This is a genomic window from Pseudacidovorax sp. NFM-22 (genome assembly GCF_021401245.1).
Classification (GTDB): Bacteria; Pseudomonadota; Gammaproteobacteria; order Burkholderiales; family Burkholderiaceae_C; genus Xenophilus.
On sequence record NZ_JACBFY010000002.1, the window covers coordinates 922,243 to 938,551 of the forward strand.

Genomic DNA, 16,309 nt, shown 5'->3' on the forward strand with positions numbered 1-16,309 from the left:
CCGAAATCGGACGGTTTGAGGGGCCTTCTCCGCCGGCCGGCTCGGAACCGGGCCAGGGGCGGCCGGTCATAATTTCCGACACAGCGCGATCCTTCATGAATGTCACGACGCCATCTCCTCCACGTCTGCTCAGGATCGCAGCTGCCGCAGCACGCTGGCTGCTGGCCCTGGTGGTGGCCGGCTGGTTGCTCGTCGGCCTGTGCGTCGTCGTCCTACACGCGTGGATTGTGCCGCGGATCGGCGAGTGGCGCGGCGCGCTGGAGGCGCAAGCCAGCCGTCTCGCAGGGGTACCCGTTCGCATCGGCTCGCTGGAGGCGTACTCCAGGAGCCTGTTTCCGACCATCGAGCTGCACGACGTCGTGCTGGAAGACCCTGGCCGCGGCGAGGCGTTGCGGCTGGCGCGCGTGGTGGCCAGCGTGTCGCCGCGCTCGCTGTGGCACCGCGGCTTCGAGCAGCTCTACATCGAGCGGCCCGAGCTCGACGTGCGGCGCGATGCCGACGGCCGGCTGCGCATCGCCGGCGTGGTGCTCAATCCCGACGACCGCAAGGACGACAGCCCGGGCGCCGACTGGCTCTTCTCGCAGCGCGAAGTGGTGGTCGAGCATGGCACGGTGCGCTGGACCGATGAGACACGCGATGCGCCCACGCTCACGTTGGCAGACGTGCGCTTCGTGGTGCGCAATGGCGTGCGCAGCCACGCGATGCGGCTGGACGCCACGCCGCCCGAAGGCTGGGGGCGGCGCTTCTCCATCAACGGCCGCTTCCGCCAGCCGCTGCTGAGCCTGCGCAGCGGCGACTGGCGCGACTGGAGCGGCCAGCTCTATGCCGACTTGCCCGCCATCGACGTCACCCGGCTGGGCCAGTACGTCAAGCTCGACGCCCGCATCCGCGAGGGCGAAGGCGCCGTGCGGGCCTGGATCGACGTCGAATCCGGCCGGGCCGTGGGCGGCGCGGCCGACCTGGCCCTGTCGCGCATCGACGCCGTGCTCGGGGCCCAGCTCGAGCCGCTGCAACTGCGCGACCTGACCGGGCGCCTGGCGGTACGCGCCACCGACCAGCTGTTCGAGTTCTCGACCCAGAACCTGCAGTTCGCCACCGGCGACGGACAGCGCTGGCCCGGCGGCAACTTCTGGCTGCGCACGCACCCGGCCAACGGCCGCACACCCGAGAGCGGCGCCCTGCGGGCGGACCAGCTCGACCTGGGCGCGATGGCCCTCATTGCCGACCGGCTACCCATCGGCACCCAGGTGCGGCGCCTGCTCGCGGTGCGGGCGCCGCGCGGCCTGCTCGAACACATCGAGGGCAGCTGGCAGGGCCCGGCCGATTCGCCCACGCGCTACCAGGCCAAGCTGCGTGTGAAAGGCCTGGCGGTGGCCGCGGACGGTCGCAACGCCACGCCCGATGGCCACCACCTGGGTTCGCCTGGCGTGCGTGGCCTGGACGCCGAGGTCGACCTGAACCAGGCCGGCGGCACCGCCCGGGTGGCGATCCGCAACGGCGCGGTCGACGTGCCGGGCGTGTTCGAGGAACCGTCGGTGCCGGTCGACCGGCTCGACACCACCGTGCACTGGACCCGCAAGGACGAGGACATCGACGTGCGGCTGCCCGACCTGCGCCTGGCCAATGCCGACGCGGAAGGCAGCGCGCAGATCCGCTGGCACACCGGGCAGCCCGCGCCCGCCGGGCAGGGCCGCTTTCCGGGCGTGCTCGATCTCACGGCCCAGCTCACCCGCGCCGACGGCACCCGCGTGCACCGCTACCTGCCACTGGGCATCCCGGCCGAGACGCGCCATTACGTGCGCGACGCCGTGGTCAAGGGCCGCGCCAGCGACGTGCAGTTCCGCATCCGCGGCGACCTGCACCATGTGCCTTCGGCGGCGCCGCAGGACGCCTTCCGCATCACGGCCCAGGTGCAGGACGTGCACTTCAACTACGTGCCGCAGGTGCCCGCGGGCCATGCAACCTGGCCGGTCGTCACCGGCCTGTCGGGCGAACTGGTGTTCGACCGGCAGACGATGCAGGTGCTGAACGCCCGGGGCCGCATGGCGGGGGCGCCCTCCATCGAGCTGGTCAAGGGCGAGGCCCGCATTCCCGACCTCGCCCATGCGCCCCGGCTGCTGCTGCAGTTGCAGGCCCGCGGCCCGGTGGCCGACCTGCTGCGCCAGGGCGCCCCGCTCACCGGCGACGCCCGCAGCTTCATCGGGGGCATCCAGGCCAGCGGCAACGCCGACTACCGCTTCGACATGGACATGCCGCTCACGCAGATGGCGCAGACGCAAGTCAAGGCCAGCGTCGCCCTGCCGGGCAACGACGTGCGGCTGGTGCCGAATTCGCCACCCTTCACGCAGGTCAAGGGCACCCTCCAGTTCACCGACAGCGGCTTCTCGCTGGCCGGCGTGCAGGCCCAGCTGGCCGGCGGCCCCATCCGCATCGAAGGCCAGGGCGGCTACGGCGGCAGCGCCAAGCCGCTTGCGCTCAAGGCCCAGGGCCAGTTCACGGCCGAAGGCCTGCGCACGGTGGAAGGCCAGCCCGAACTCAACGGTCTGGCCGGCCGGCTGCAGGGCGGCAGCAGCTACACGGCCAGCCTGCAGCTGCAGAACGGCGTCCCCGACTTCCAGTTCGAAAGCAGCCTGCAGGGCCTGGGCATGGACCTGCCGGCGCCCCTGGGCAAGTCTGCCGAAGCGACGCGCCCGCTTCGCCTCGGCCTGCGCCAGGCCGAGGAAGTGCGCCGCGGCCGCACCGAGACCATCGACGTGCGCCTGGGCGACGTGGCCTCGGCCGAGTACGTGCGCGAGCTCGACGCGCCCCAGCCCACCGTGGTGCGCGGCGCGCTGCGTGTCGGCACGGCCGTGGCAGGCTCGAAGACGCTGCCCGCCAGCGGCGTGCTGGCGCAGATCCACCTGGACGACATCGACGTGGACGCCTGGCGCGCCCTGGCGACGCAGAAGGCGCCGGCCGCCCCGGCCACGCCCGCGCCGCCGGGCACCGCCCAGGCCGTGGCCGCTTCGCCCTGGCTGCCGAACCGCGTCGCGCTGCAGGCCGGCCGCCTGCAGGTGGCCGGCCGCACGCTGCACGACCTGAGCGTGGACGGCACCATCGACGGCAATCTCTACAAGGCCAAGGTGCAGGCCCGCGAGCTGAGCGGCACCGTCGAATACCGCAACCAGGCGCCCGCCCAGGTGAAGGCGCGGCTGGCCTATCTGCGCATCGCGCCGGGCGAGTCGCGCGAGCAGGTCGAATCGCTGCTCGACACCGCACCGCCCGAGGACCTGCCGGCGCTGGACGTGGTGGTGGACGACCTGGAACTGCTGGGCCGCCACCTGGGCCGGGCCGAGGTCGTGGCCGCCACGCAGGCGGCCGAGAGCGGCCGGCGTGAATGGCGTCTCGACAAGCTGGCTTTCACGCTGCCCGAGGCGCGCCTGGACGCCAAGGGCCGCTGGGCACCGCCCACCTCCACGGGCGCCAAGCGCCACATGACGCTGGACTTCACGCTCGACATGCAGGATGCCGGCGCGCTGCTCGGCCGCTTCGGCATGCCGGGCGTGCTGGCCTCCGGCAAGGGCCGGCTGGGCGGCGACGTCCATTGGCAGGGCTCGCCCTTCGACCTGGACCTGGCCTCGTTGGGCGGCAACCTGCACCTGGACGTCACCAGCGGCCAGTTCCTCAAGGCCGAGCCCGGCATCGCCAAGCTGCTGGGCGTGATCAACCTGCAGGCGCTGCCGCGCCGGCTGACGCTGGACTTCCGCGACCTGTTCAGCGCCGGCTTCGCCTTCGACCAGATCCGCGGCGACGCGCGCATCGCCAACGGCATCGCCAGCACCAACAACCTGCAGATGAAGGGCGTGAACGCCGCCGTCTTCATGGACGGCTCGGCCGACATCGCGCACGAGACGCAGCAGCTGCGCGTGGTGGTGATCCCCGAGATCAACGCCGGCACGGCCGCGCTGGTGGCCACGGCCATCAACCCGGCGGTGGGCCTGGGCACCTTCCTGGCGCAGATGGTGCTGAGCCGCCCGCTGGTGGCCGCCACCACGCAGGAGTTCCTGATCGACGGCACCTGGACCGATCCGCGCGTGGTCAAGGTGCCGCGCGCCGCAGCACAACCCGGCCCCGGCACCGCCACCGACAACGAAGCCAAACCATGAAGATCGCCGCCATCCAGATGGTCTCGGGCCCCGTGCGCGAGGACAACCTCGCGCGGGCCCGCGCCCTGCTCGCCCAGGCCGCCGAGGCCGGCGCCGAACTGGCCGCGCTGCCCGAATATTTCTGCCTCATGGGCCACCGCGACACCGACAAGCTGCCGCTGCGCGAAGCACCGGGCCGGGGGCCCGTGCAGGACTTCCTGGCGGCCTGCGCCCGCGAGTTCGGCCTGTGGATCGTGGGCGGCACGCTGCCCCTGCAGGCGGCGGACGAGGCCCATGTGTTCAACACCTCGCTCGCCTATGCGCCCACGGGCGAATGCGTGGCGCGCTACGACAAGATCCATCTCTTCTGCTTCGACAACGGCCGCGAGCGCTACGACGAGTCGCGCGTGATCGCACCCGGCGGCACGCCGACGCTGTTCGAGCTGCCCTCGCGCGACGGCCACCGCTGGAAGGTGGGCCTCTCGGTCTGCTACGACCTGCGCTTTCCGGAGCTGTACCGCCAGCTGTCGGCCAAGGGCGCCGAGCTGCTGCTGGTGCCCGCCGCCTTCACCCACACCACCGGCCAGGCCCACTGGGAGCTGCTGCTGCGCGCCCGCGCGGTCGAGAACCTCGCCTTCGTCGCCGCGCCGGCCCAGGGCGGCCGGCACGAGAACGGCCGGCGCACCTGGGGCCAGACGCTGGTGGCCGAACCCTGGGGCCAGTTGCTGGCCGAACGCCGCGAGGACGGCGAAGGCGTGGTGATCGCCGAGCTGGACATCGCGCGCCTGGCCGCCTGCCGCGAACAGCTGCCGGCGCTGGGCCACCGCGTGCTGTGAGCCGGGCCCTTCGTCGATGAGCGCCAGCCTGCCCGCCGCCGAGCTGCCGATCGAGGCCGCCGCATTGCCGCCTCCCGGCTGGCGGCGCCTGCGCTCGATGTGGCGCCGCTGGTTCCTGTGGGTGCTGATGGCGCTGCTGGTGATGGGCCTGCTCATCACAGTGGTCTGGCTGGCGGGGCGCCACGAGATCGAGCAGGTGCAGCAGCGGCTGGAGCGCGACACCGCCGACGCCACCTCGGAGCTGCGCTCGGCGCTCGCGCGCAACCTGCAGAGCCTGCAGGCCACCGATGCCGACCCGCAGCGCTTTTCCGCCGAGGCGGCGCAACTGCTGCGCGGCCACCGGGAGTGGCTGCGCATCGAGCGGCGCGACGCCTCGCTGGTGCTGCAGACGGCCGAGGACACGCCCTACCGGCCGCATCCGCTGGACCTGCAGCAGCGCCCGTCCAGCCTGCCGGAACTGGTGCAGGCCTGCACTGCGGCCGAGCGCCAGCGCGGCGGCGCCTATGCGCCCTCGCACTACCTGCCGCTGCCCGGCGGCGGCGGCATCGAGGTGCTGGAGGTCTGCCTGCCCTCCCGCCACGGCGGCTACCTGATCGCCCTCTATTCGCTGCGCGGCGTGCTCTCGGAGTTGCTGGATGCGAGCATGACGCGCGGCCAGGAGGTCTCGCTGCTGGAGCTGGATGGCACGCGCCTGGCCAGCATCGGCACCGCCCGGCGCGCCGGCAACCGCGTGTTCACGGCGCAGCAGGCGCTGGAACTGCCCGGCCTCACGCTGATGCTGCGCGTGGACGGCTGGCGCAGCGCGCCGGATCTCTTCCCCAACCTGCTCACCGGCCTGGTCACGGCCATGTCCATCGCGCTGGTGTCGGTGCTGGTGCTGCTGGCGCGCGACACGCGCCGGCGGCTGCGCGTGGAACACGACCTCTCGAACACCCTCGCCTTTCGCAAGGCGATGGAGGACTCGGTGCTCACCGGACTGCGCGCGCGGGATCTGGACGGCCGCGTCACCTACGTCAATGCCGCCTTCTGCGACATGGTGGGCTTCACGGCCGAGGAGCTGCTGGGCCGCGCCGACGAGATGCCCTACTGGCCGCCGGAACTGTCGGCCGAATACCGCAACCGCCAGCACATGCGCCAGGCCAGCGGCGGCACGGCGCGCGAGGGCTACGAGTCGGTCTTCCGCCGCAAGGACGGCAGCCGCTTCCCGGTGCTGATCTTCGAGACGCCGCTGATCGACGACCGGCGGGTGCAGACCGGCTGGATGAGCGCCATCGTCGACCTGAGCGAGCAGCGCCGCATCGAGGAAATGTCGCGCGCCAGCCAGGAGCGGCTGCAGGCCACCGCGCGCCTGGCCACAGTGGGCGAGATGGCCTCGCTGCTGAGCCACGAGCTCAACCAGCCCCTGGCCGCCATCGCCAGCTATGCGACCGGCTCCATCAACCTGCTCGAAAGCCCGCCGCTGCCCGGCCAGGAGGCGGAGGACCGCCATCAACTGGCGCTGGCCATGCGCCGCATCGCCGAGCAGGCCGAGCGCGCCGGCCGCGTGATCCGCAGCGTGCACGACTTCGTGCGCCGCCGCGAGCGTGCGCGCGAGTTGGTGACGCCACTGCAGCTCTTCGAGGCCGTGATGCCGCTGGTGCAGCTGCAGGCCCGCAAGCTGGACGTGCGCGTCGAACTGCAGGTGCCCGCGAACCTGCCGCCGGTGCTGTGCGACCGCTCGCTGGTCGAGCAGGTGCTGCTCAACCTGGCCCGCAACGGCATGCAGGCCATGGACCGGCCCGAGCTGCGCCGCCGCGTGCTCACCCTGAGTGCAGAACCCGCGGCCGGCAGCGCCGGCGACACGCGCCGCTGGATCGCCTTCAGCGTGGCCGACGAGGGCTGCGGCATCGACGCGGAGGTGCAGGAGCGCCTGTTCACCCCCTTCTTCACCACCCGCCGAGACGGCATGGGCCTCGGCCTGAGCCTGTGCCGCACGGTGGTCGAGCAGCACGGCGGCGCCCTCGGGCACGCGCCCAACCGCCCGCGCGGCACCGTCTTCCGCTTCACGCTGCCGACGGGCCGCGGCGACGCGGCGCCCCTTTCCTTCTGACCCCATGCAACCCCTCATCGACGCCCTCATCTTCATCGTCGACGACGACGCGAGCGTGCGCGAGGCCTTGGCCTGGCTGCTGCGCTCGCGCCGCCTGGCCAGCGAGCATTTCGCCAGTGCCGACGCCTTCACCGCCCGGCTGGAGGAAAGCACCGCCTTCCGCAACCAGCCCCGCTGCCTGCTGCTGGATGTGCGCATGCCCGGCACCAGCGGCCTGGCGCTGTTCGACCGGCTGGCCGGCGCCGGCCAGCTGGACGAGATGCCCGTGATCTTTCTCACCGGCCATGCCGACGTGCCCACGGCGGTCGATGCCGTCAAGCGCGGCGCCTTCGATTTCTGCGAGAAGCCCTTCTCGGACAACGCCCTGGTGGACCGCGTGGAGGAGGCGCTGCGCCTGTCGCAGGCCGCCATCGACGTGCGGCAGGCGCGCCAGCGCATCCAGCAACGGCTGGAGGAGCTGACCGAGCGCGAGCGCGAGGTATTGCGCCGTGTGGTGCGCGGCCTGCCCAACAAGCTGATCGCCGACGAACTGTCGATCAGCGTGCGCACGGTGGAAGTGCACCGTGCGCGAGTGTTCGACAAGATGGAAGTGAAGTCGGCCGTCGAGCTGGCCAACCTGCTGCGCGGCGCGGACGCCTGAGTGCGCCGCGCCCGGCCGGACGCGACAACGCCGTGGTCAGTCCCGAGGGACCGGTCCACGGCGTTTCGTCATCTGCCGCCGCCCCCCGGTGGAGCAGGCGGTGCTGCGGATCAACCGCGGTTGGGCGCGCGCTCGCCGACGTAGATCTCGACGCGGCGGTTCTGCGCGCGGCCGGCGTCGGTGGCGTTGCTGGCCACGGGCTCGCGCGAGCCGCGGCCATCGATCTGGATGGCCCGGGCGGGCACGCCGCGCGAGGTCAGGTAGTCGCGGGTGGCGGCGGCGCGCTGCACCGACAGCGGGTCGTTGATGGCGTCGGTGCCCGTGTTGTCGGTGTGTCCGATGATGCGCACTTCGGCATTCGGGTTGTTGCGCAGGCCGGTGGCGAACTGGTCCAGCACGCCCGCCAGTGTCGGGCGGATGTTGGCGCGGCCGGTGTCGAAGCCGGCATCGCTCGGGATCGCCAGCTTCAGCTCGTTGTTGGCGGTCTGGGACACGGCGATGCCGGTGCCCTGCGTGGCCTGCTCCATCTGGCGCTTCTGGTTCTCCATGCGCTGCGACCACAGGTAGCCGCCCAGGGCGCCCACGCCGGCACCGATGGCCGCGCCGGTGGCGGCACTGCGGCTGTTGCCGGTGGCCGCGCCGATGGCCGCGCCGCCCAGCGCGCCGATGCCGGCGCCCATGCCGGTGTTGCGCTGGGTGTCGCTCATGCCGGCACAGCCAGTGAGGAAGACGGCCAGGGCGGCGGAGCTGAGGACGAGCTTGCCCGAGAGTTTCTGCATGGTTGTTTCTCCTTGGATGGCACCCGCCTCACCATGGCCGGGACGTCCGTCCACCCGGCGGGTTGGCGCCATTATGGGAGGCGCCCAGGGCGGCGGCGAGCCAGGGAGGATGGCCTGTCAGCGCCCCTGAAAACCTGACATACGCCTTTATCCATCATTATTGACCGCTATCAAAAGTGAATCGCTTGCCCCTTGGCACCGCCGAGGTCGCATGCCCTTCCCACAGGCCGCTGGCCGACTGTCCGACAGGGTTCAGGGCTTCTTGTCGGGGTCCTCGTCCGGCGGCAGTTCACCCCCGCGGCGACCGTGGAACATGGTCCACCACACAATCAGCACCAGCACCGCCAATGCGGCGAATGCCTCCAGCAAAATCAAGTACATGCGTCCCAATGCTCCACAAGTTTCACGGCTGTTCCTCCTGCAGGGCCGCCTTGCCACCGCGCCTGGACCGGCGCCCGTGCAGGACGGCACATCCCTGCGCCGGCAGGGCGCGGGGCGCTGGCGCGGCTTGGCGGCCCTGGCCGCGGCGGCCATCGTAGCGGTGCTGGCCGGCTGCGCCTCGGCGCCGGTGCCCCCGGCCCGCACGGTGGCGCCCACCGCGCCGCCGCCCCAGCCGCCGCTGGCGCCGCTCACCGGGCCCCTCACCCATCCCAAGAGCCGCTGGGTGCCGGTGGACTGGTCCGAACTGCCCGGCGTGCAGGACGATGCGATGCACGAGGCCTGGATCGTGCTCATGGCCAACTGCCAGCGTCCCAACGCCGTGATCTCGCCGCTGTGCCAGGAACTGCGCCGGCTGTCGATCGGCACGCCCGAGGAGCAGCGCGCCTTCCTGATGGAGCGGCTGCAGCCCTACCGCGTGGAGGCGGCCGATGGCCAGTCGCAGGGCATGCTCACCAGCTACTACGAGCCCGTCTTCGAGGCGAGCCGCACGCCCTCCTCCGCCTATGCCGTGCCGCTCTACCAGACCCCGGCCGGCTGGGCGCCGCGCCGGCCCTGGTACACCCGCCAGCAGATCGACACCCTGCCCGAGGCCCAGGCCGCACTGCGCGGGCGCGAGATCGCCTGGCTGTCCGACCCGGTCGATGCACTGATGCTGCACATCCAGGGCTCGGGCCGGCTGCAGATCACCGAGCCCGACGGCAGCCGCCGCACGGTGCGCCTGGCCTTCGCCGGCACCAACGAGCAGCCCTACCGCAGCGTGCAGCAGTGGCTGGCCAGCCAGGGCGTCTCGCCCATCGGCCGCTGGCCAGAGGATGTGAAGGACTGGGCGCGCCAGAACCCCCAGCGCGTGCAGCAGATGCTGTGGAGCAATCCGCGCTACGTGTTCTTCCGCGAGGAGCCGCTGACCGAGCTGGATGCCGCCTTCGGCCCGCGCGGCGCCCAGGGCGTGCCGCTGACGGCGGGGCGTTCCATCGCGGTGGACCGCGAGTCCATCCCCTATGGCACGCCCGTGTGGCTGGCCACCAGCGGGCCGGTGGCGCAGATGTCGCGGCTGGTGGTGGCGCAGGACACGGGCAGCGCCATCCTGGGTGCCGTGCGCGCCGACTTCTTCGCCGGCACCGGCGCCGAGGCCGGCCGCTTCGCGGCGCGCATGAAGCAGCCGCTGCGGCTGTGGGCGCTGTGGCCGCGCGGGGTGGACCCCTCGGGCGCCGGATTCTGAGCGACCCCGGCCGGCCTGGCGCGTATCGCAAAAAACTGCCACCAGGCTGACCATTTCACGCCGCTGTCATCGAGCGGCGCCATCGTCACGGCTTTCGGCCGGCGCCCGACCTCCATTGCGGTGCCGGCCTTGTTCTCCCCCGTTTGAGAGTCCGACGATGACGACCCACGACAGCACCCTTTCCGTCCCCACGCGCCGCAAGGCGCTGAAGCTCTTCGGCACCGCGCCGCTGCTGCCGCTGGGCGGCGCCGCCCTGCTGACCGCCTGCGGCGGCGGCAGCGACGGCAACTTCAACTTCGCGGGCGTGACGCCCAGCCCGGCGCCCGCCCCTGCGCCCGTTCCGGCACCCGCCGCGCAGTACGTGTCCACCGAGTTCAGCAGCATGCCCGCGCCATCGCTCGTGAAGCCGGCCGAGATGGCCACCACGACGACCAGCTCGGTCATGAAGGTCGCGTTCAACAACGGCAGCAGCGTCAGCTACAACCTGGCCTACCAGCCCTACTTCATCAGCGGGCAGATGGTGCCGGACGGCAAGGGCGGCACCGTCCTGGCCGGCGGCTACTACGACATCAACAACAAGCCGATCATCGACAGCTCGGTGGCCGGCAAGGAGCGCCAGTTCTTCTCGGACTGCGCCGATGGCAGCTCGCTGCTGACGGTGCCGGGCGCCAAGGTGAGCGGCGTCAAGGGCAATGCGGTGTTCGCCGTGGTGCAGTTCGAGTACACCAGCCTGGCGCAGGATCGCAAGACCGACATGTACGGCAAGCTGCCCTCGCCCATCGCCGTGCTCACGCTCGACCAGGATCCGAAGACGGGCAAGCTGTCGCTGGTCAAGTACCACAACGTCGACACCTCGGCCGCGCATGGCCTGTGGATCACCTGCGGCGCCAGCCTGTCGCCCTGGGGCACGCACCTGTCGAGCGAGGAGTACGAGCCGGACGCCTTCACCATCGCCTCCAATACGATGTTCCAGGCCTACAGCAAGAACGTGTTCGGCGATGCCACCAAGGCCAACCCGTACCACTACGGCCATCTGCCCGAGATCACCGTCAACGCCGACGGCACCGGCAGCTGCAAGAAGCACTACTGCCTGGGCCGCATCTCGCACGAGCTGATCCACGTCATGCCCGACGAGCGCACCGCGCTGATGGGCGACGACGCCACCAACGGCGGCCTGTTCATGTTCGTGGCCGACAAGGCCCGCGACCTGTCGGCCGGCACGCTGTACGTGGCGCGCTACGACGAGGTGCTGACGGACACCAGCACCGCCAGGCTCACGTGGATCAACCTCGGCCATGCCACGAGCGCGGAGATCGAGGCGCTGGCCAACGCCCTGGTGCCCACGGACATCATGGACGTGCAGACCGCCGATCCGGCCGACACGACGTACACCCGGATCATGTACAGCGGCAAGGCCAACTGGATCAAGGTCAAGACCAACAAGGACAAGGCCGCGGCCTTCCTGGAAACCCACCGCTATGCCGCCCTCAAGGGCGGCAGCATGGCCTTCACCAAGATGGAAGGCACGACGGTGAACGTCAAGGACAAGGTGGCCTACTCGGCGCTTGCCAATGTGCAGAGCTCGATGGTCAACGGCAACAGCGCCTGGATGAGCAGCGCCAACGTGACCTTCCCCAAGGTGCTGAACTGCGGCGTGGTGCTGGAGCACAAGCTGGCCGGCGGCGCCAAGGACTCCTCCGGCGCGGCCATCGACAGCGAATGGGTGGCGGTGAGCTCGCGCGTGCTGCTCACGGGCGAGGACCTGAGCACCCCCGACAGCCTGGGCAACACGACCAACCCGGACAAGATCTCCAGCGCGGACAACCTGAAGTTCTCCGAGAAGATGCGCACGCTCTTCATCGGCGAGGACAGCGGCCACCACGTCAACAACTTCCTGTGGGCGTACAACGTGGACACGAAGAAGCTGTCGCGCATCCTGTCGACGCCGGCCGGCGCCGAATCCACCGGCCTGCATGCGGTGGACGAGATCAATGGCTGGACCTACATCATGAGCAACTTCCAGCACCCCGGCGACTGGGGAAGCATCCACAACGTCGTCAAGGGCACGCTGGAGCCGCTGATCCGCTCGAACTACGGCGACGGTTGCGCCGTCGGCTACCTCACTGCAGACCCCGTCCAGTACCGCTTGGCCAAGGGCTGAGCGCGCAAGGCGGCGCGGCGCGATGCGGCCCGGCCGCCTCGAAGGCGCGTTCGTCAGGACCTGACGGGCGCGTCCTTCCTCAGGTGACCTTGGAGATGACCCGCGCCACGCGGGCCACACCGCCGGTGCCGCTGGCGGCGCGTGCCACCAGGGCACCGCCGGCCGCGGCCTTGACCAGCCGGCCGATCAGCGAGCGGCTCCGTCCCGAGGACAGCAGCAGGGCCACCCCCAGGCCCAGCACCACCAGGTGCTCGCCCGGCAGGTCGGGGCGTCGGGCATCGAAGGCCTTCATTGCGTCGAGCCAGGATTGCTGGCCGTCGGTGCGGGCGGGCTCGACGGGCGATTCGGGCGTCTGGGGGAAACCGGGCTGGGTCATGGCAGGCATCGGAAATAGGCAGAGAAGCGACGCTTGTAGACGGCCGGGCGTCGCCCGCCTGTAGGTGCACGCCCGCTGCCGATGCCCCATGCTGGCGCATTCCGGCGCCAAAGCCCGCCCGTGCCGGCGCCCGCTGTCAAGGGGAGCAGTCCCCAGACTGCGCCCGATTCTTGCTGAGCACAATGGCCCGGCCGCCGTTGCGGCCCGCGAGGCCGGGTCGATCCGGGCCGCGCACCGTCCACCGTTGTTGAAGAAGTCCATGTCCTTCCGGCTCTCCCGTCTTCTTTCCGCCGCCGTCACCGCCGGCGCCTGCGTCCTGTCTGCGGGCCCTGCCTCCGCCGCGCCGCTGCCGGACATCCTCATGGCGCCGCAGGGCACCGAATACATGTGCGGTGGCGTGGGTCGCGAACAGCAGGCCTTCATGGAGATGGTCGCGCCGCGCTGGGGCGCCACCCTCGAGTTCGCGGTCTCGCGCGGCCAGCGCGGCCAGTTCGACGAGCCCGTGAAGGTGCGCGTGGTCAACAAGTACAACGGCGAACAGGTGCTCGATGCGGTCGCCCATGGTCCGTACATGCTGGCGCGGCTGGCCCCCGGCACCTACGACGTGCAGGCCACGCTCGGGCCGTTGACGCTCACGCAGACGCTCAACGTGGCGCTGGGTGCACCGGGGCGGACGCTGTTCCTGTGGCCTTCCAACTTCGACATCGCCGCCGCCACGCATCCGCCGCAGGCCCTGGCCCAAGGTCCGCAGGCCGACCACTGAGCGCGGGGCGTCCGCGGGGGGCCGCCCGCCGGTTCGCTCACACGCCGGCGGTAATTTCTTACCTTTAGCGCTTTTTATTACCCGCTTCTGCAAGGACAGCGGGTTTCCCCACGTGCGCAGTTTGCTGCGGCGCAGCAAAATGGCGCCCGCCTGCCATGCCTCTCGCTCCCATCGCCTTTCTGACCACGCTGCTGCACGTCTTCCTGGCCGTGCGGCTGCTGCCTGCCCTGGCGCAGGCAACCGGCGCCTGGCCGGTCTTCGCGCTGCTGCTGCTGCTGTCGGCCGTGACCATGCCGCTGCCCTTCCTTCGCCGACTGCCCCTGCCCGACGCGCTGCGCGCCCCGGTGCGCTGGGTCGGCCTGCTGGCCATGGGCTGGTTCTCCTCGGTGTTCGTGCTCGCCGTGGTGCGCGACATCGGGCTGCTCTCGGCCTGGGCCGTCACGCGGCTCGCCGATTTGTCCATGGACCGCGCCTCGTGGGAACAGGGCAGCGCCCTGGCCGTCATGGCACTGGCCACGGCCGATTCGCTGGTGGGCTTGTTCTTTGCCCGGCGCACGCCGCCGGTGCGCCGCGTGGAGGTGCCCATCGCGGGGCTGCCTGCGCGCCTAGCCGGCTTCACCATCGCCCAGTTGAGCGACCTGCATGTGGGCCCGACCATCCGCGCCGCCTACATCGCCCGGATCGTGGAAGAGGTCAACCGGCTCGGCGCCGACATGGTGGCCATCACCGGCGACCTGGTCGACGGCTCGGTGGCCGAGCTGCGCGCGCATGTGGCACCGCTCGCACGGCTGCGGGCGCGCCACGGCACCTTCGTGGTGACCGGCAACCACGAGTACTACGCCGGCGCCCATGCCTGGATCGACGAACTGCGCCGCCTGGGCCTGAAGGTGCTGCTGAACGAGCATGTCGTGCTGCAGACGCGCAGCGTGCACGGCGCGCAGACCGACGAGGAGATCCTCGACAGCGCGCTGCTGGTGGCCGGCGTGACCGACTACACCGCCGGCCACTTCGACGCCGCGCATGAAAGCGACCCCCAGGAGGCGCTGCGCGATGCGCCTCCGATGGTGGCGACACGCATCCTGCTCGCCCACCAGCCCCGCAGCGCGCCTGCGGCGGCCGAGGCCGGGTTCCAGCTGCAGCTGTCGGGCCACACGCATGGCGGCCAGTTCTTTCCCTGGAACCTGTTCGTGCCGCTGCAACAGCCCTTCACGGCGGGCCTGCACCGGCTGCAGGACATGTGGGTCTACGTGAGCCGGGGCACCGGCTACTGGGGGCCGCCCAAGCGCCTGGGTGCCCCCTCGGAGATCACGCTCGTCACGCTGCGGCGCGCGGAAGACTGAGGGCCGGGTCCTCGCCGCGCAGGTAGCGCCCGGCAAGGGCGAGGTCGTCCAGCCAGGCACGCCAGGCCGTATCCCGCTCGGCCGGGTCGCCGCGCAGCAGCGCCGAAGGATGCAGCGTGACGAGCACCGGCAGATCGTCCGGTCCGGTGAGCCACTGCCCGCGCTCGCTCATCACCGGCACGGCCCGCCCCACCAGCGCACGGGCGGCGGTGGCGCCCAGGGCTACGAAGGCCTGGGGACGCACCAGGGCGATCTCCCGCTCCAGCCACTGCTGGCAGGCCAGCACTTCGCGCTGACCCGGGCTCTTGTGGATGCGGCGCGTGCCGCGCAGCTCGAACTTGAAATGCTTCACCGCATTGGTGAGGAAGAGCGCCTCGCGCGGCCAGCCCAGCTCCTCCAGTGCACGGTCCAGCAGGCGGCCGGCCGGACCGACGAAGGGATGACCCGCCAGGTCCTCCTGGTCGCCAGGCTGTTCGCCCACCAGCATCAGCGGCGGATGCAGCGCGCCCTCGCCGAACACGACCTGCGTGGCATGCTCGCCGAGCGGACAGTCGCGGCAGCGATCGGCAGCCTTGGCGAGGGAGGTGAGCGTCAGCGCGGGGTCCTGGGCCGTGTCCACTGGCGGCAGCGGGGCACGGGCGGGAATGCGACGGCGCGGCTCGGCCGGCACGGTCTGCACCATCCGGCCCGTGCGCTCGGCCGCCTGCGTCGCCATGGGCGCGATCAGCTGCGCCTCGGGCAGGTTCGCCCAGTACTTGCGCGGCATCTCCCGCGCCATCATCGACAGCTTGAGCCGGGCGGGATTGAAGATGTGGGCGTAGTAGGTGAGCCACAGCGCCTCGCCTTCGTCCGGTCCCGGGGCCTGTTCCCGCGACGCGCCGGGGCCGAACTCCAGTTCGCCGGGCAGGGCCTCGTCACCCGCCAGGGGCGGCGTGTCCTTGGGCGCCGGCGTCCAGCGGACGGAGCACTCGGGCGTCAGGATGGCCCAGTGCATCTGCGTGAAGCGCCGCACGAAGAAGGGCGCCACGGCTTCGACGATGTGGTGCTCCGGCTCGAACCACGCCACCGAGAGCGGCGGCTCGCCTTCGGGCTGGCCGACGGGCCGAAAGCGCACGAAGGCCTTCATCTTGTGCATGTCGCGCCGCACGGACTGGAGCATCTGCCGCGCGCGCAGGCGATCGGGGTCCAGCGGGTCCTGCCGCAGGCCACGCTCGTGCACCAACCGCCACAGCAGGCGGTAGAGCAGCGCGAAGCGTTGCGGGTCCTGGTGCAGCACCACCTTTTCGCACAGCGTGATGAAGGCGGGTGGCACCACCAGCCTCCCGGGCCGCGACGCACTGAGCGGCCGCTGCGACGCCACAGGGGCGACGGGCGCAGGCGCGGCCTCGGCCTGCCACAGCTCCGGCGCGGGGTGGCCCGGCGTCTGCCACACCACCTCGTCGGGCGGGACCAAGGACGCCAGCAGCGTGCGTGCCTCACGACGGAAGCCCGGCCAATCGATCTCGCTTTCCAGGGTGATGACACGGGGACTCATGGGCATG

At 71.4% G+C, this 16,309-nt stretch carries 12 protein-coding genes; 8 read left to right on the forward strand and 4 right to left on the reverse strand.

The window, feature by feature from the left end:
• Positions 1-95 precede the first annotated feature (95 nt).
• Genes L0984_RS09810 through L0984_RS09825 form a run of 4 tightly spaced genes read left to right on the forward strand, consistent with a single transcriptional unit; the run spans position 96 to position 7,689 of the window.
• The gene (locus L0984_RS09810) at positions 96-4,145 is read left to right on the forward strand and encodes a YhdP family protein (RefSeq protein ID WP_234193501.1); all 4,050 of its coding nucleotides are present in this window, start codon (positions 96-98) and stop codon (positions 4,143-4,145) included.
• A complete protein-coding gene (locus L0984_RS09815) occupies positions 4,142-4,960 on the forward strand; it encodes a carbon-nitrogen hydrolase family protein (protein ID WP_234193502.1) in 819 nt (272 codons plus the stop codon). The genes L0984_RS09810 and L0984_RS09815 overlap by 4 nt, the downstream gene beginning before the upstream one ends.
• A 16-nt stretch (positions 4,961-4,976) precedes the next feature.
• A complete protein-coding gene (locus L0984_RS09820) occupies positions 4,977-7,049 on the forward strand; it encodes a sensor histidine kinase (RefSeq protein ID WP_370645921.1) in 2,073 nt (690 codons plus the stop codon).
• Between the two features lie 4 nt (positions 7,050-7,053).
• Positions 7,054-7,689: a response regulator transcription factor gene (locus tag L0984_RS09825; RefSeq protein WP_234193503.1), complete on the forward strand. Its 636-nt coding sequence runs from the start codon at positions 7,054-7,056 to the stop codon at positions 7,687-7,689.
• Between the two features lie 110 nt (positions 7,690-7,799).
• On the opposite strand, the gene L0984_RS09830 is transcribed toward L0984_RS09825, so the two are convergent.
• On the reverse strand, positions 7,800-8,468 hold the full coding sequence (locus tag L0984_RS09830) for an OmpA family protein (RefSeq protein WP_234193504.1): 669 nt from the start codon (positions 8,466-8,468) through the stop codon (positions 7,800-7,802).
• Positions 8,469-8,720: 252 nt separating this feature from the next.
• Positions 8,721-8,849, reverse strand: a complete 129-nt coding sequence (locus L0984_RS29795; RefSeq protein WP_017760173.1) for a hypothetical protein — start codon at positions 8,847-8,849, stop codon at positions 8,721-8,723.
• A gap of 76 nt (positions 8,850-8,925) precedes the next feature.
• Between L0984_RS29795 and mltA the strand changes: the two genes are divergently transcribed.
• On the forward strand, positions 8,926-10,128 hold the full coding sequence (gene mltA, locus L0984_RS09835; protein ID WP_234193506.1) for a murein transglycosylase A: 1,203 nt from the start codon (positions 8,926-8,928) through the stop codon (positions 10,126-10,128).
• Positions 10,129-10,285: 157 nt separating this feature from the next.
• A complete protein-coding gene (locus tag L0984_RS09840) occupies positions 10,286-12,289 on the forward strand; it encodes a PhoX family protein (protein WP_234193507.1) in 2,004 nt (667 codons plus the stop codon).
• A gap of 79 nt (positions 12,290-12,368) precedes the next feature.
• Here L0984_RS09840 and L0984_RS09845 read toward each other — a convergent pair whose 3' ends face one another.
• The gene (locus L0984_RS09845; RefSeq protein ID WP_234193508.1) at positions 12,369-12,665 is read right to left on the reverse strand and encodes a hypothetical protein; all 297 of its coding nucleotides are present in this window, start codon (positions 12,663-12,665) and stop codon (positions 12,369-12,371) included.
• A 259-nt stretch (positions 12,666-12,924) separates the two neighbouring features.
• On the opposite strand from L0984_RS09845, the gene L0984_RS09850 reads away from it, so the two are divergent.
• Complete coding sequence (locus L0984_RS09850) at positions 12,925-13,428, forward strand: hypothetical protein (RefSeq protein ID WP_234193510.1); 504 nt, start codon at positions 12,925-12,927, stop codon at positions 13,426-13,428.
• A 155-nt stretch (positions 13,429-13,583) separates the two neighbouring features.
• Positions 13,584-14,768, forward strand: coding sequence for a metallophosphoesterase (locus tag L0984_RS09855; protein ID WP_234193512.1), 1,185 nt, complete (start codon positions 13,584-13,586; stop codon positions 14,766-14,768).
• Here L0984_RS09855 and L0984_RS09860 read toward each other — a convergent pair.
• On the reverse strand, positions 14,743-16,302 hold the full coding sequence (locus tag L0984_RS09860; protein WP_234193513.1) for a UdgX family uracil-DNA binding protein: 1,560 nt from the start codon (positions 16,300-16,302) through the stop codon (positions 14,743-14,745). The genes L0984_RS09855 and L0984_RS09860 overlap by 26 nt on opposite strands.
• Between the last annotated feature and the right edge of the window lie 7 nt (positions 16,303-16,309).

Bases quoted from the DNA above. Each gene is read 5' to 3' on its own strand.
- L0984_RS09855 (WP_234193512.1), top strand. From the start codon at position 13,584: ATGCCTCTCGCTCCCATCGCCTTTCTGACCACGCTGCTGCACGTCTTC.
- L0984_RS09815 (WP_234193502.1), top strand. From the start codon at position 4,142: ATGAAGATCGCCGCCATCCAGATGGTCTCGGGCCCCGTGCGCGAGGAC.
- L0984_RS09840 (WP_234193507.1), top strand. From the start codon at position 10,286: ATGACGACCCACGACAGCACCCTTTCCGTCCCCACGCGCCGCAAGGCG.
- L0984_RS09820 (WP_370645921.1), top strand. From the start codon at position 4,977: ATGAGCGCCAGCCTGCCCGCCGCCGAGCTGCCGATCGAGGCCGCCGCA.
- L0984_RS09830 (WP_234193504.1), bottom strand. From the start codon at position 8,468: ATGCAGAAACTCTCGGGCAAGCTCGTCCTCAGCTCCGCCGCCCTGGCC.
- L0984_RS09850 (WP_234193510.1), top strand. From the start codon at position 12,925: ATGTCCTTCCGGCTCTCCCGTCTTCTTTCCGCCGCCGTCACCGCCGGC.
- L0984_RS09825 (WP_234193503.1), top strand. From the start codon at position 7,054: ATGCAACCCCTCATCGACGCCCTCATCTTCATCGTCGACGACGACGCG.
- L0984_RS29795 (WP_017760173.1), bottom strand. From the start codon at position 8,849: ATGTACTTGATTTTGCTGGAGGCATTCGCCGCATTGGCGGTGCTGGTG.
- L0984_RS09810 (WP_234193501.1), top strand. From the start codon at position 96: ATGAATGTCACGACGCCATCTCCTCCACGTCTGCTCAGGATCGCAGCT.
- L0984_RS09845 (WP_234193508.1), bottom strand. From the start codon at position 12,665: ATGACCCAGCCCGGTTTCCCCCAGACGCCCGAATCGCCCGTCGAGCCC.
- L0984_RS09860 (WP_234193513.1), bottom strand. From the start codon at position 16,302: ATGAGTCCCCGTGTCATCACCCTGGAAAGCGAGATCGATTGGCCGGGC.